Raw genomic sequence first — 13,589 nt, 5'->3', positions numbered from 1 at the left:
GGTCAGGTACTTGCCGGTTCCTATCGGGAGAGCAGGCTCACAAATCGGGACACGTCGATGTTTCCGCCGGAGATGACCACGCCCACCCGGCCGCTGACCTTGAGCCGGCCGGACAGCAGCGCGGCCAGCCCGGTGGCGCCACTGGGTTCGATGACCACCCGCATCCGCTCGAACGCGAAGCGCATGGCGTCGCAGATCTCGTCGTCGCCGACCAGGAAGATCTCGTCGACGAGCCGCCGGTTCACCGCGAACGTCAGGTCACCGGGGGCGGGCGCGGCCAGGCCGTCCGCGATGGTCCGGGCCACCGGCACGCTCACCACCTCGCCGGCCTCGAGGGAACGCTTCGTGTCGTCGCCGTCGCGGGGCTCGACGCCGATCATCCGGATCCCCGGCAGCAGCGACTTCGCCACGGTGGCGCTGCCGGCCATCAGCCCGCCACCGCCCACCGGCACCACGAGCGCGTCGAGGTCACCGGCCTGCTCGATCAGCTCGAGCGCGGCGGTGCCCTGCCCGGCCATCACGTCCGGGTGCTCGTACGGCGGGATCAGCGTGAGCCCCCGCTCGGCGCACAGCGCGGCAGCCAGCGCGACCCGGTCCTCACGGTAGCGGTCGTACGTGATGACCTCGGCCCCGTAACCCTCGGCGGCCGCGCGTTTCGACGCGGGTGAGTCCTCGGGCATGAGGATCACCGCGTGGCTGCCCAGTTCCTGCGCGGCCAGCGCGACGGCCTGGGCGTGGTTGCCCGACGAGTAGGCCGCGATGCCGCTCGCCAGTTGCTCGGGGGTGAGTCGCGAACAGGCGTAGTACGCGCCCCGGAACTTGAAGGCGCCCATCCGCTGGAAGTTCTCGGCCTTGACGTGGACCTCGGCGCCGACGAACGCGTCGAGGGTCCGCGACCGGAGCACGGGGGTGCGGTGGGCCGCCCCCTTCAGGCTGTCGGCAGCGTCGCGAACGTCGGCAAGGGTGATACTCAACTGAACTTCTCTCCCCGGGGTAAACGGCTTTTCTGAACTTTCCCCATGGCGTTACGTGGCAGCTCCGCCACGAGGTGCACCACCCGGGGGCGTTTGTGGGCGGCGAGCCGGGCGGCGACGAAACCGATCAGCTCGTCCGGGCCGGCGGGCCCGCCGGTGACGACGAACGCGGTGATCTGCTCGCCCAGGTCGTCGTGGGGTGTCCCGATGACGGCGGCCTCGACCACGGCCGGGTGCAGCAGCAGCGCGTCCTCGACCTCGCCGGCGCCGACCCGGTAGCCACCGGTCTTGATCAGGTCGGTGGACGCCCGCCCGACGATGCGGTGCCAGCCGTCCGGCCCGATCGTGGCGACGTCACCGGTCGCGAACCAGCCGTCGGTCAGCGCGGCGGGTTGCCCGAGGTAGCCGTCGAACAGGGTGGCGCCGCGCACCTCCAGCGCCCCGATCGTCTCGCCGTCGTGCGGGACCGGGCCATCGGCCGCGACCAGCCGGGTGGCGACGCCGGCCAGGGGCAGGCCGACGTGCCCGGCGCGACGGTCGCCGTCGGCGCGGGCACTCACGGTGATCAGGGTCTCGGTCATGCCGTACCGCTCGACCGGGGCCTGGCCGGTCAGTGACACCAGATCATCGAAGACGGGTACGGGCAGCGGCGCGCTCCCGGACACGAGCAGCCGCGCACCCCGCAGGGCCCGGGCACTGGCCGGGTCGGCGCACACCCGCGACCACACGGTCGGGACACCGAAGTAGAGGCTGCCGCCCGCGGCCGCGTACGCGGAAGGGGTGGGTCGTCCGGTGTGCACCAGGGGTGAGCCGGTCCGCAGCGCGCCCAGCAGTCCCAGCACGAGGCCGTGCACGTGATAGAGCGGCAGCCCGTGCACGAGGGTGTCGTCCGCGGTCCAGTCCCATGCCTCGGCCAGCGCGTCGAGGTCGGCGGCGAGCGCCGCCCGGGACAGCACCACGCCCTTGGGCGGCCCGGTCGTCCCGCTGGTGTACAGGATCAGCGCGGTCTTCTCCGGGGCGGGATCGGGCGGGACGCTCCCGGACCGGGACGGGCCGCTGACCGGCACGACCGGCAGGCCGCTGGTGCCGGCCGCGGCGGGGTCGTCGGAGAGCATCACGGTCGCGCCGCAGTCGCGCAGCACGTGCAGGCGTTCCAGCTCGCCCGCGTCGGGCGGTACGGGCACCACCGGCACCCCGGCGAGCAGCCCGGCGACGATCGCGACGACGGTGGGCAGGCCGGCCACGGCGTGCACCGCGGCCACGGTTACGCCGTCCAGCTCCTCCGCGAGCGCGGCGGCCCGGCCGAGCAACTCGTGCCGCGACACCGGCACGCCGTCGACGGTGACACTGCGCTCGGCGTCCTGGTCCGCGTGCAACGCTGTCAGCAACCGCATGAGCTTGATGATCGCAGAGTCACCACGCACCCTGACACGGCACCTTGACACACCGTTGTAACAAACACACCTGGGGGTTCACCGGATGTTGTCCGACGTCGGCACCACCGTCGTTCTCACCGCCGGGGGCGTCACCGTTCTCGTCGACACGGCCGGCGATCAGCTTCCCGCCGTCCGGTACTGGGGTCGCGAGCTGCCCGGCCTCGACGCCGATCTCGCCGCCGCCCTGATCACCACCGCGGAGCCGGTCGCCGGGTCCAACGACATCCAGCCCCGGCCGCGCCTGTCGGTGCTGCCCGAGCAGCGCACCGGCTGGGCCGGCCGCCCCGGTCTGAGCGGCTCGTTCGACGGTGCCGGCTGGTCGCCGGCGTGGACGGTCACCGAGGTCACCGTCGACGGTGCGCCGGTGCGGGGTTTCACCGCCGCGGGGGCCGCGACGCTGACGGCCCGGGCGTCCGACGGCCGTCTGGACCTGACGGTGGTCCTGGAACTGCGCGACTGCGGCCTGCTTCGGGTACGCGCGACCGTGCGCAACCAGGACCCGGGGACGTACACGGTCGATGCCCTCGCCCTCGCCCTGCCGGTCCCCCCGGACGCGGTGGAGCTGCTGGACTTCACCGGCCGGCACAACCTGGAGCGGGTGCCGCAGCGCCGGCCGTTCGGGTCCGGCGCGCACGTGCGGGAGAACCGCAAGGGACGCACCGGCGCGGACAGTGCGTACCTGCTGCACGCCGGCACGGCCGGGTTCGGGTTCGCGGCCGGTGACATCTGGGCCGTGCACACCGCGTGGAGCGGCAACCACCTGCACTACGCCGAGCAGGTCCACACCGGTGAGCAGCTCCTGGGCGGCGGTGAGCTGCTGCTGCCCGGGGAGATCCGGCTCGGCACCGGTGAGGCGTACGAGAGCCCGTGGGTGTACGCCGCGTACGGTCACGGCCTGGACGAGGTGGCCCGGCGTTTCCACCGGCACCTGCGCGCCCGCGAGCGCCCGGTCGGTGCGGACCGCCCGGTGACGCTGAACGTCTGGGAGGCGGTCTACTTCGACCACGACCTGGACCGGCTGCTCGACCTGGCCGAGCGCGCGGCGGCCGCCGGGGTCGAACGCTACGTGCTGGACGACGGATGGTTCGGGTCCCGCCGCGACGACACCTCGGGCCTCGGCGACTGGGTGGTCTCCGCCGATGTCTGGCCGCGCGGGCTGCACCCGCTCGTGGACCGGGTCCGCGCGCTCGGCATGCAGTTCGGTCTCTGGTTCGAACCGGAGATGGTCAACCCGGACTCCGACCTGGCCCGCGCCCACCCCGACTGGATCATGGCGGCCCGCGACGACCGGCCGGTCGAGTCGCGACAGCAGCAGGTCCTCAACCTCGCGATCCCCGAGGCGTACGAGCACATCAAGGGCCAGATGCTCGCGATCCTCGAGGAGTACCCGATCGGCTACGTCAAGTGGGACCACAACCGGGATCTCGTCGAGGCCGGTGACCGGACCCGCGGCGGCCGGCCCGCCGTGCACGCCCAGACGCTCGCCTACTACCGGCTGCTCGACGAGCTGCGCGGCGCGTACCCGGACCTGGAGATCGAGTCGTGCTCGTCCGGTGGCGCCCGGGTCGACCTGGCGGTGCTGGAACGCACCGACCGGGTCTGGGTGTCGGACAACATCGACCCGCACGACCGGCAGGCGATGATGCGCTGGACCACCCAGCTGATCCCGCCGGAGTTCATGGGATCGCACATCGCGTCGGGCCGCTCGCACGTCACCGGCCGCCGTCACGACCTGTCCTACCGGGCCGGCACCGCGGTCTTCGGCCACCTCGGCGTCGAGTGGGACCTGGCCGGGGCCACCGTGGACGAGCTGACCGAGCTCGGCGAGTGGATCGCCTTCTACCGCGAGCAGCGCGGCCTGCTGCTCGCCGGTGACGTGGTGCGCATGGACGGCTACGGCGACCGGCTGCTCGTGCACGGCGTGCTGGCCCCCGACCGTAACCGCGCCCTGTTCGCCATGGTCGCGACCGACAGCCTGATGCCCAACCCGGCCGTCCGGCTACGGCTGCGCGGCCTGACCCCCGACCGGCGTTACCGGGTCCGGCCGGTCATCGTGGGCCGCAGGCCCTCCGGCCTGATCCCGCCGGCCTGGTGGGGCGACGACCGGACCGGCCAGGTCCTCACCGGGGCGGCGCTGGAACGCGCCGGGGTGGCCTGCCCCCGGGTGCACCCGGACCAGGTGGTGCTCTACCGCGCCGACGCCGTGTAGGCCCAGCTCAGCGCATCCGCGGCGGGCACCGCGACGTCCGGCACGACGCCGGTGCCCTCCCAGTTCGTGCCGGTGACCGGACTGATCGCCCGCGCGACCGGCACGGTGACCTCCATCGTGGGCGACAGCGGCAGGAACGCCGTCGGGTGCGCACCGCCGCGGGTGGTCTCCCCCACCACGGTGGCGCGCCCGTGTGCCTGCAGGACGTAGCAGATCTCCTCGCCCCCGGAGAACGTGCTCCCGCTCGTCAGCACGTACACGGGCTTGCCGGTGTACCGCGGGCCGGGCAGATACGCGAGGCTCCAGTACTGCCGCGTCTTCCCGCTCGCCCCGTCGTAGATGTCCAGCAGATGCGTCTCGTCGTCCGCGAAGAAGTAGCTGGTCAGGAAGTTCCCGCCGTTGGGCGTACCGCCCCGGCACCCCCGCAGGTCGAGAATCAGCCCCGTGGTGTGCGCCAGCAGCCCCATCGCGGCGGCGACGGCGTGCCCGCCCGTGCCCGCCTCGGGGATCTCGTTCATCTCCAGCAGCCCGACGTTGCCGTCCAGCCGCTCCACCCGCACGATCCCGTAGTTGACCGAGGCCAGGCGCTCCCGGTACGCCGCGACCATCTGTTCCTCGGTCATCGCTTCCCGGACCGCCGGATCCCGCGTACGGATCCGCAGGTGCTTGTCGTTCGTGACCTCGAGGAGCACCGCGGTGAGCCGCTCGCCCAGCGTGGCCTCGTCGAGACCGGCGTAGTCCCCCGCCAGCCGGCGGGCCCGGATCAGCCCGGCCGCCGTGGCTGCCTTGTCGGGGAAGATGTACCTGTCCTGGATGAGGGTGAGGGCTTCGTCGATCAACGCGGCGGACATGACGGCGAATTTACCCTCCCCTGTGGATTCCGGCTGCCCCGCAGACCATGGACCCCGACACGGCGGAAGGCCGGGCCTCGCGGCCCGGCCTTCCTTCGTCACAGCGGTGGATCAGTTGCGGTTGACGCCCTTTTCGTTCGGCAGGCTCACGTACGGGAACACCGTACGGAAGTCGTGCTCGTTGGCGTTGACCCCGTCGCTGAGCGTGGCGACCGCGGCCGGCGCGCCGGGCAGCAGGACGCCCTCGGCGGCCTGGATCGTCACGTCGATGACGTCGTCGGTGAGGCGACGGCCGTTCGGGAAGCCGGCGAGGTCCCCGTCGAGGACACCGAGTCGCTTCGGTGTCGCGGCCGGGGCCACCGACATGTTGAGCCGCAGCTGCTCGCTCGGCGCGAACTTCTTGGCGTCGACGTCCTTGTTCAGCTTCTGCGAGTTGAGCTCGGCCTTGACCGGGCCGCAGTCGTTGCAGAGGCCGGTGAGGAACACCTCGACCAGGTCGTTACGCGGGGTGGCCGGCGCCTTGATGTCGTAGATCGCCTCCATGAGACGCGGCACCTCGGGGTCGGTCACGTACTTGAGGAACTTGATGTCGTCCTGCGGCTTGGTGGCGTTGAACTCGTTCTTCGCCCGCAACGGCAGCACCGCCTCGTTGACCAGCGGCATGCCGAGCCGCGACACCTGCACCGTGGTGGCCGGCTTGCCGGCCATGCTGGCGCCGATCCGCCTCGTGGTCGACCACACGCCGATGTTCGGGTTGCGCGTCGCGTCGCCCTTGAGTGCCAGGTCCTTCTTGGGCACCCGCAGCGCGATCGTGTTGACGTTGTAGCCCTTGAGCGTGTCCTGCCCGACCTCGGACAGGTCGCCGCCGTAGAGCAGGTCGAAGACGCGCAGGTCGGCGAAGAACGGGTCGTCGGCCTGGCCGGCGAATGACTTCGAGCCCGCGCCGGCCGAGGTGATGGCCGCGTTGGACAGCGCCGCGTAGTCCGGCATCGACGCCTTGCCGGTGAACGACGGTGCCGCCCGCGCCGCCTTGAGGATCGTCTTGGTCTTGCCGCCGGAGAGCCGCTCCAGCTTGTACGTCTGACGGACGTTCAGGTCCTTGTCGGTCAGCGACGTCACCGGCCCCGTGTTGTACAGGAACGTACCGTCGTTCTGGTACGTCGTGGTGAACGTCCACCGGTAGATGATGTCCGCCCGGGCGTCACCGTCGTTGTCGATGTTGATCTCGTGCGCGGTGTCTTCCGCGAACGGGTAGAAGTTCGGGCCGCCGTTGGGCTCCTCGAACGGCGTCCAGTTGGCCACGAACGTCACGGTGTCCGCGTTGTCAGGGCTGACGAACGCGTACAGGTCGGTGTTGTCCAGGCTGGGCGTGGACGAGATCAGCGGTGCCTCGCGGTGCGAGGACGCCTGGCTCTGCAGAGGTGCCAGCGAAGCCACACACGCGGCCGAGGCACCGATCGCCGCGAAGGCCATCAAGCCTCGGCGTCGGCGGGATACAGCAAATTTCATTACTTCCCCCGGAATCTGACGGACGGATGGCTCCGGTGCCACCGCCCCATCTGACTTCGTAGCCCTTATTGCCATGGATTGGGGGGATATCGGCATTTTCTTACTCGTGTCAGGAACAAAAGTTAAGGTCCGTCATGCACTATTTGCCGGTGCGAAGACGATGGCTCCGGCCGGTCCTGATCATTTCCCTCGCCGTGGCGCTGCTCACCGGCGCCGGGATCCTGCTCGGCCCGCTGCGCGACGCCCCCACGCGGGCGGTTTCGCTCCCCGGCGCCACCACCGACCTCGAACGTTACGTCCAGCGCACCGAGACCCACCTGACCCAGGTCCCCGGCGACTGGCAGAGCTGGGCGCAGCTCGGTATGGCCCAGGTCCAGCTCGCCCGCCTGACCTCCGACCCCGGCCACTACCCCGCCGCCGAGACCGCCCTGCGGCGCTCCCTGGCCGCCGGGCCCGCGGAGAACGCCGGCGCGCTCACCGGACTGGGCGCGCTCGCCGCGGCCCGTCACGATTTCCACCGGGCCCTCGGGTACGCACGCCGCGCGGTCGCCGCCGACAGTTTCTCCGCCGACGCGTACGGGGTGCTCACCGACGCGTACGTCGAACTGGGCCGTTATCCCGAGGCGACGGCCGCGGTCCAGCACATGCTCGACCTGCGCCCGGACACCGGCTCGTTCGGCCGCGCGTCGTACCTGTTCGAACTGCGCGGCGACACCGCCCGGGCGACGGACCTGATGCGCCGCGCCCTCGACGTGGCGGCCGGGCCCGGCGACACCGTGTTCGCCCTGACCCACCTCGGCGAACTGGCCCTCAACGCCGGCGACCTCGACACCGCCACCACCCACCTCACCCAGGCCTTCACCGCCGCGGCCGGTGCCGGGCAGCCGGCCCTGCTCGCGGACCGGGCGAAGATCAGCGCGGCCCGCGGTGACCTGGCCTCCGCCGTCACCGACCTGCGGGCCGCGACCGCCATCCTGCCGACCGTCGACCACCTGGTGACGCTCTCCGACACCCTCACCGCCGCCGGGCGGACCGCCGAGGCCACCACGGTGGACAACCTGATCCGGGCCGGCGCCCACCTGCCCGGCACCACCCCGGCCACCACGGACATCGACCTGGTCCTGTTCTACGCCGACCACGACGACCCGTCGGCGGCCGTGGCGAAGGGACGCGCCCTGGTCAAGGCCCGCCCGAGCGTGACCGTCGAGACCGCGTACGCCTGGGCCCTGCACGCGGCCGGCCGGGACCGCGAGGCCCGTACCCACGCCGACCGGGGTCTGCGCCTCGGCACCCGCGACGCCCGCGCCCACTATCAGCGCGCCATGATCCGCCTCGCCCTCGGCGACCGGGCCGGCGCCCGCACCGACCTGGCCACGGCCCTGACGATCAATCCCCACTTCTCGCTTCGGTACGGAGCCCACGCCCGCGCCGAACTCGCCCGCCTGGACGGTGCCCGGTGATCCCCAGACGCACAGCCGCGATGATGCTCGGACTGTCCGCGACGATGATCGGACTGTGCACCGCGCTCATGCTGCCGACGCCGGCCCAGGCCCACCCGCTCGGCAACTTCACCACCAACCAGTACGCCGGTCTGCGCGTGTCACCGGCCGGCGTGGACGTCGACTACCTCCTGGACCTGGCCGAACTCCCCGCCTACCAGGCCCAGCACGACGAGATCGACACCGACCGCGACGGCACCACCACGACCACCGAGAACGACACCTACGCCCAGCAAACGTGCACGGCAGCCGCACAATCGGCCACCCTGACCGTCGCCGGCGAACAGCTGCCCCTGTCCGCCCGCGCCGCCGGCCTGACGTTCCCCACCGGTTCGGGCGGCCTGACCACGCTGCGCCTGCAATGCGTCCTGCACGCCGCCACCGACATCGACACGACCACCACGATCACGTACCGCCAGGACATGTTCCCCGACCGCATCGGCTGGCGGGAGGTGACCGCGGTGGGCGACCACGTCACCCTCACCACGTCGGACGTACCGTCGGGCAGCACGAGCGCCCGGCTGACCGCGTACCCCCCGGGCGTCCCGGCCGCGAACACCCGCACCGCGACCCTCACCGTCCACCCCGGCGGCCCGGCGGCCGCCCCGGCCCCGTTCCCGGTGACCCCCGGCACCCAGGCCCGCGACGTGGACCGCCTCACCGCCTGGTTCACCGACCTGGTCGGCCATCCTGATCTCACACTGGGCATCGGCATCCTCGCGGTGGCGATCGCGATCGTCCTCGGTGGAGCCCACGCGGTGGCCCCCGGCCACGGCAAGACCATCATGGCCGCCTATCTGATCGGGGCCCGCGACGCGACCCCCGGCGGATCCCGCCCCAGCGGCCTCGGACCGGCCCTCACGGTGGCCGGCTCGGTGGCGGTCACCCACACCCTGGGCGTCCTCACCCTGGGCACCATCCTGGCAACCTCGGTCCAGCTGGCGCCGGACTCCCTCTACAACTGGCTGAAACTCACCAGCGGCCTGCTGGTGGCCCTGGTCGGAGCCCAACTCCTCACCCGGGCGATCCGCAACCACCGGACCCGGGTGGCCCTCACCCGTACCCATCCCCCCATCACCCGAGACCACCACCACGACGACACCCTGCTCCTGTCCACCTCCATCCCCCTCTCCGCATCCCTCGCCCCCGCATCCCTCGCCCCAGCATCCCTCACCCCAGCGCCTCTCCCCCCAGCGTCCCTTAGCCCAGCCTCACCCAACGCGGCCTCACCCAACGCGGCCTCACCCAACGCGGCCTCACCCAACGCGGCCTCACCCAACGCGGCCTCACCCGGCCCAGCCGATCGCAGCCCGGTCTCTGTCACCCTGCCCTCCTCTCTCTCGGTGGGCGCGGGCCTGCCGACCATGTCGTTTTCCGCCACATCGGTGTCCGCCACAAACCACACGCACGACCACCCGCACTCGCACGACCACCCGCACTCGCACGACCAGCACCACCCGCACGACCTTGACCACGGTCATGCGCACGACGACCACCCGCGCGTGCACGACCGTGCGCACGACCAGCACCACCCGCACGACGATGACCACCACCATGCGCACGACGACCACGCGGGAACACACGACCTTGACCACAACCATGGGCAAGTGCACGGACACGGACATCACTCGCCTGAACATGTCGCTTCGTCCGTGCACGAGGCGGACGGCGTCCATGGTGGAGCGCGGGTGCTCACACACGACCACGGCGACGGACGTTCGCACACGCACTATGTTCCCGCGCCGGATGAGCCGCTGAAGGTACGGACGATGCTCGCCATGGGGTTCGCCGGCGGCCTGTCCCCGAGCCCCTCGGCCGTGGTCGTGCTGCTCGGGGCCACCGCGCTGGGCCGGGCCTGGTACGGGGTGGTGCTCGTCCTCGCGTACGGGATCGGTCTGGCCGCGACCCTCACCGGGATCGGCTTCGCGCTGGCACGCTGGGGCGACCGCCTGCGCCGCGCGGGGTCCGGCCGCTGGGCCCGGCTGGCGACGCACCGCCTGCCGGCCCTCACCGCGACCGTCATCCTGGTGGTCGGTCTCGGCATCACCTGCACCGCCGCCCTGAGCCTGCTGGCCTGAACCGACCGCCACGCACCGCTCGCCGCCACGCACCGCTCGCCGCCACACACCGCTCGCCCTGAGCTTGCCGCCCTGAGCTTGCCGGCTTCAGCTTGCCGGCCTCAGCTTGCCGCCCTGAGCTTGCCGGCCTCAGCTTGCCGGCCTCAGCTTGCCGGCCTCAGCTTGCCGGCCTGAGCTTGCCGCCCTGAGCAGGACCACCTATAGGCTGCCCCGATGGACGTCACCCGTCGCACGCCCGGCCTGCGCTTCGAGGTGGCGAGCGGACGGCGGATGCTCGTTCGGCAAAGTGAACGCGTGATACTGCTCGCCCGCGTGCATCCGCACAACTACGACGTCGAGCTGGTCCGGACGGGCGGCTACCGGTCGCCGCTACCGCCGCTACGAGCGGATGACGCGCGGCGGGTGACGGTGGCCGGCTGGGAGCAGCGGTTCGCCGGGTGGTTGCGCGAATCCGACATCGGGCCGCTGTACGCGGGACGCTGGTGCTTGTCGGAGGGCAGGCTGGGCCATGATCTCGTACGGGAATGGCCGGCCACCACGCTCGACTGGTTCGGTGCCGGATGGCATGGCACGGTGCCGCTGCGACCGCTGTCCGGCCCGGCGGACGCGCGGGAGGGTTCGCTCCCGCCGCTGCTGCTGTGGAGCGTCACCGGCCTCGACGGGTACCTGCTGCTGGACGGGCACGATCGCCTGGTCGCCGCGCAGGCCGAGGGTATGCGCCCCGCCGTACTCGTGCTCGCCACCGAATACGTACTGGAGCCCGATGAGGCCCGGCGGGCAACGGCGTATCAGCAGACCGCGCTGGACCGGGCGGCGGAGCAGGTCACCCTCGGCGTACCCGGTGCGGAGGCCGCCCATCGTTCGCTGCGACTCCACCTCGCCGGTCTTCCGCCACTCGCGGCCCGGACCCGCGCGTGGCCACTGCCCGGTGGTGCCGCCGAATGGGACCGCCTCGCCGCCGCCGCACCGCCCTTCCCGGCGGAGCAGCGGTAGGACCTCGGGCCGGCAGCAGGCCGACCTGGCGGGATGGCCGCGATGGCCGCGATGGCCGCGATGGCCGACCCGGATCGCGGGCACGGCGGCTTTGTCTGTCACCGTGGGCGCGAACGTTTCCGCAGTCCAGGGCGGTAGCGACCGGTGTCGTTCCGGCTCCCCGTGGCAGCCGGAACGACACCGGAGGCTCAGGCGGCCGGGGTGCCGGTCACCGTGAGATCGCGCAGACGCCCGATGTTGTCGAACGAGCCGAAACCGACCCGGCCGGAACCGAACGTCGTGTCACGGGCCGTCATCAGCGGGTCCGTGGAACCGTCGACGTAGACCGCGATCTCGCCGGTGGCGGAGAGATGCTTCACCCGTACGTCATGCCATTGTTTGTCGATGATCGCCGGGTTGGCGCCCCGTGAGCGACCGTTCCACTGATGGTCGATACGTTCACGGTCGGCGTTGTTCACTTTGAAGATGCCGTTGTGCGGATAGATGGTGTTGTCCGTCGACAGGTGCGCGTAATAGAACTCGGTGTCCGAACGCCAGCCGAACACGATGATGACGTCCCGGTTGGTGATCTCGACCTCCTCGTCGAGACGCACCTCGGCCTTGATGTCGGCCGAGGTCAGCTCCGGGCCCGTGGTCAGGATCGCGTACTCGAACGGCCGGCGCGGGCCGGGCCGTTCCGTGCCCGCCTCCGCGAGGATCACCTCGGAACCGGTGAACTGCCACTTGGCCGGTGTCACCGGCGTCCAGCTGGATGCGCGCATCGTGCGGTGCACCGTGGTCGTTCCTGCAGACGCCGCGGCGAAGGTCTTCGTACCGGTCACCTTCCAGATCTTGCCGTTGGCCTTGGCCAGAAGATAGAGCTCGCCGGACCGGTCCGTGCCGAACCGCAGGTCGACCCGGTTGGGATCGCCAGGCGCGCCGGGCGAGCTCAGATCCCGCAGCGGTACGGCGTTCCCGCTCGCGCCGTCGAACAGGTTCAGCCGGTGCGGGGTGGCCGGGGCGCGGCCGTTGCGCATCTCGGCGGCCCCGGTGCAGAAGACCCAGCCGCCGACCGGGTCCTAGCCCGGCCCAGGACTGACGGCCCGTGCACCACCGACGGGCCCCAGGATCTCGCGTACGTCCGCGCTCAGGTCGGCGACCCGGTATCGCGGCGCCCGGCGCCGGAGCTTGACCGCGAGACCGTCGAGGATCGTGTGCACATCCGTGGCGAAGTCCGCCGTCTGCCAGGCGAGATCAGCGCGGGCCTCGGCGTCGGTGTAGTGCCGGGTGACCGGCAGCACCACCTCGCCGCGGCGGGTGGTCAGCCGGCCGATCGCCAGCCGTGGACGCACGAACGGTCTCGCGTCCGGCGCGGCGGGCGGGCCGATCTCGTCGTGGAAGTATTCGGTGGCGAGACCCGGGCCGTCGTACGGATGGCTGAACGCGAGCGTGAGTGCGACGTAGCCGAAACCCGGCCCGTAAGGCCGCGCCAGGCGGTCGTCCAGCACGTCGCGCAGCCGCCGCAGCTCGGCGACGAACGTCGCGGCCTCGCCCTGGACGTTGCCGGAGCGCACGAACCTGACCGGGTTCTTCGCCGGCAGGATCCGCTGCGTGTGCAGTTCGGTGGCGGTGACCACGTCCGGCCCGCCCTCGCGCACGAAGCCGCCGCCACGCCGGGACCAGCGGTGCGCGGATCCGTCGACCACCCGGAACCGCTGGTCCCGCAGTTCCGTGTAGAACGAGCCGTCGATCCACCGTTCGGCGACGGCCTCGACCGGCGCCCGGTCCCCCCACCCGGCGACCGCGAGGGCCTCGCAGACCCGCACGAGCTCGTTCCACCCCGAGGCGGTCCGGTAGTCCCTCAGCCGGTCGAACTCGGCCAGCAACGCGGCATCCATGAACAGATCATCGCCGCTGAACACCAGGGTGAGCGCGACGTCGCCGAAACCGGGCCCGTGAGGCCGCGCCGGACGGCCCGGACCCGACGCCGCCGTCATGCGCGCGGCCGGGGGCTGGGCCCGGCGGGTCGTCGGGTGCGGTGACGGAGGGCACGGTTTCCCG

General features: G+C 71.9%; 10 protein-coding genes. 4 read left to right on the top strand and 6 right to left on the bottom strand.

Going from position 1 to position 13,589, the window contains the following annotated elements:
- Window positions 1-20 precede the first annotated feature (20 nt).
- Together ACIA6A_RS36205 and ACIA6A_RS36200 are read right to left on the bottom strand one after the other, a co-directional pair.
- Window positions 21-974, bottom strand: a complete 954-nt coding sequence (locus tag ACIA6A_RS36205; RefSeq protein WP_396102550.1) for a threonine/serine dehydratase — start codon at window positions 972-974, stop codon at window positions 21-23.
- The gene (locus ACIA6A_RS36200; RefSeq protein WP_396102549.1) at window positions 971-2,368 is read right to left on the bottom strand and encodes an AMP-binding protein; all 1,398 of its coding nucleotides are present in this window, start codon (window positions 2,366-2,368) and stop codon (window positions 971-973) included. Before ACIA6A_RS36200 ends, ACIA6A_RS36205 begins: the two co-directional genes overlap by 4 nt.
- Window positions 2,369-2,453: 85 nt before the next feature.
- On the opposite strand from ACIA6A_RS36200, the gene ACIA6A_RS36195 reads away from it, so the two are divergent.
- Window positions 2,454-4,619 carry an alpha-galactosidase gene (locus ACIA6A_RS36195; protein ID WP_396102547.1) on the top strand — a complete coding sequence of 722 codons (2,166 nt, stop codon included), beginning with the start codon at window positions 2,454-2,456 and terminating at the stop codon, window positions 4,617-4,619.
- Here ACIA6A_RS36195 and ACIA6A_RS36190 read toward each other — a convergent pair.
- Both ACIA6A_RS36190 and ACIA6A_RS36185 read right to left on the bottom strand, forming a co-directional pair.
- Complete coding sequence (locus tag ACIA6A_RS36190) at window positions 4,598-5,470, bottom strand: S41 family peptidase (RefSeq protein WP_396102546.1); 873 nt, start codon at window positions 5,468-5,470, stop codon at window positions 4,598-4,600. The genes ACIA6A_RS36195 and ACIA6A_RS36190 overlap by 22 nt on opposite strands.
- Before the next feature lie 111 nt (window positions 5,471-5,581).
- The gene (locus tag ACIA6A_RS36185; RefSeq protein ID WP_396102545.1) at window positions 5,582-6,943 is read right to left on the bottom strand and encodes a DUF4331 domain-containing protein; all 1,362 of its coding nucleotides are present in this window, start codon (window positions 6,941-6,943) and stop codon (window positions 5,582-5,584) included.
- 185 nt (window positions 6,944-7,128) lie between these two features.
- Here ACIA6A_RS36185 and ACIA6A_RS36180 point away from each other — a divergent pair, with 185 nt between their 5' ends.
- From ACIA6A_RS36180 to ACIA6A_RS36170, 3 genes are all read left to right on the top strand, one after another.
- Window positions 7,129-8,439: a tetratricopeptide repeat protein gene (locus ACIA6A_RS36180; RefSeq protein WP_396102544.1), complete on the top strand. Its 1,311-nt coding sequence runs from the start codon at window positions 7,129-7,131 to the stop codon at window positions 8,437-8,439.
- Window positions 8,436-10,556, top strand: coding sequence for a hypothetical protein (locus ACIA6A_RS36175; RefSeq protein WP_396102543.1), 2,121 nt, complete (start codon window positions 8,436-8,438; stop codon window positions 10,554-10,556). Before ACIA6A_RS36180 ends, ACIA6A_RS36175 begins: the two co-directional genes overlap by 4 nt.
- 213 nt (window positions 10,557-10,769) lie before the next feature.
- On the top strand, window positions 10,770-11,549 hold the full coding sequence (locus tag ACIA6A_RS36170) for a hypothetical protein (RefSeq protein ID WP_396102541.1): 780 nt from the start codon (window positions 10,770-10,772) through the stop codon (window positions 11,547-11,549).
- 188 nt (window positions 11,550-11,737) lie between these two features.
- Here ACIA6A_RS36170 and ACIA6A_RS36165 read toward each other — a convergent pair whose 3' ends face one another.
- Both ACIA6A_RS36165 and ACIA6A_RS36160 read right to left on the bottom strand, forming a co-directional pair.
- Window positions 11,738-12,565, bottom strand: coding sequence for a hypothetical protein (locus ACIA6A_RS36165; RefSeq protein WP_396102540.1), 828 nt, complete (start codon window positions 12,563-12,565; stop codon window positions 11,738-11,740).
- A 42-nt stretch (window positions 12,566-12,607) separates the two neighbouring features.
- Entirely contained in the window at window positions 12,608-13,426 is an 819-nt protein-coding gene (locus tag ACIA6A_RS36160; protein WP_396102539.1) for a hypothetical protein, read from the bottom strand.
- Window positions 13,427-13,589 lie beyond the last annotated feature (163 nt).

This window comes from Actinoplanes sp. NPDC051494 (genome assembly GCF_044454705.1).
GTDB lineage: Bacteria > Actinomycetota > Actinomycetes > Mycobacteriales > Micromonosporaceae > Actinoplanes.
Note: the sequence above shows the minus strand (reverse complement) of the source record. Positions and strands in the feature narration are given on the sequence as shown.

Bases quoted from the DNA above. Each gene is read 5' to 3' on its own strand.
- ACIA6A_RS36200 (WP_396102549.1), bottom strand. From the start codon at position 2,368: ATGCGGTTGCTGACAGCGTTGCACGCGGACCAGGACGCCGAGCGCAGT.
- ACIA6A_RS36195 (WP_396102547.1), top strand. From the start codon at position 2,454: ATGTTGTCCGACGTCGGCACCACCGTCGTTCTCACCGCCGGGGGCGTC.
- ACIA6A_RS36190 (WP_396102546.1), bottom strand. From the start codon at position 5,470: ATGTCCGCCGCGTTGATCGACGAAGCCCTCACCCTCATCCAGGACAGG.
- ACIA6A_RS36185 (WP_396102545.1), bottom strand. From the start codon at position 6,943: ATGGCCTTCGCGGCGATCGGTGCCTCGGCCGCGTGTGTGGCTTCGCTG.
- ACIA6A_RS36170 (WP_396102541.1), top strand. From the start codon at position 10,770: ATGGACGTCACCCGTCGCACGCCCGGCCTGCGCTTCGAGGTGGCGAGC.
- ACIA6A_RS36165 (WP_396102540.1), bottom strand. From the start codon at position 12,565: ATGCGCAACGGCCGCGCCCCGGCCACCCCGCACCGGCTGAACCTGTTC.
- ACIA6A_RS36160 (WP_396102539.1), bottom strand. From the start codon at position 13,426: ATGGATGCCGCGTTGCTGGCCGAGTTCGACCGGCTGAGGGACTACCGG.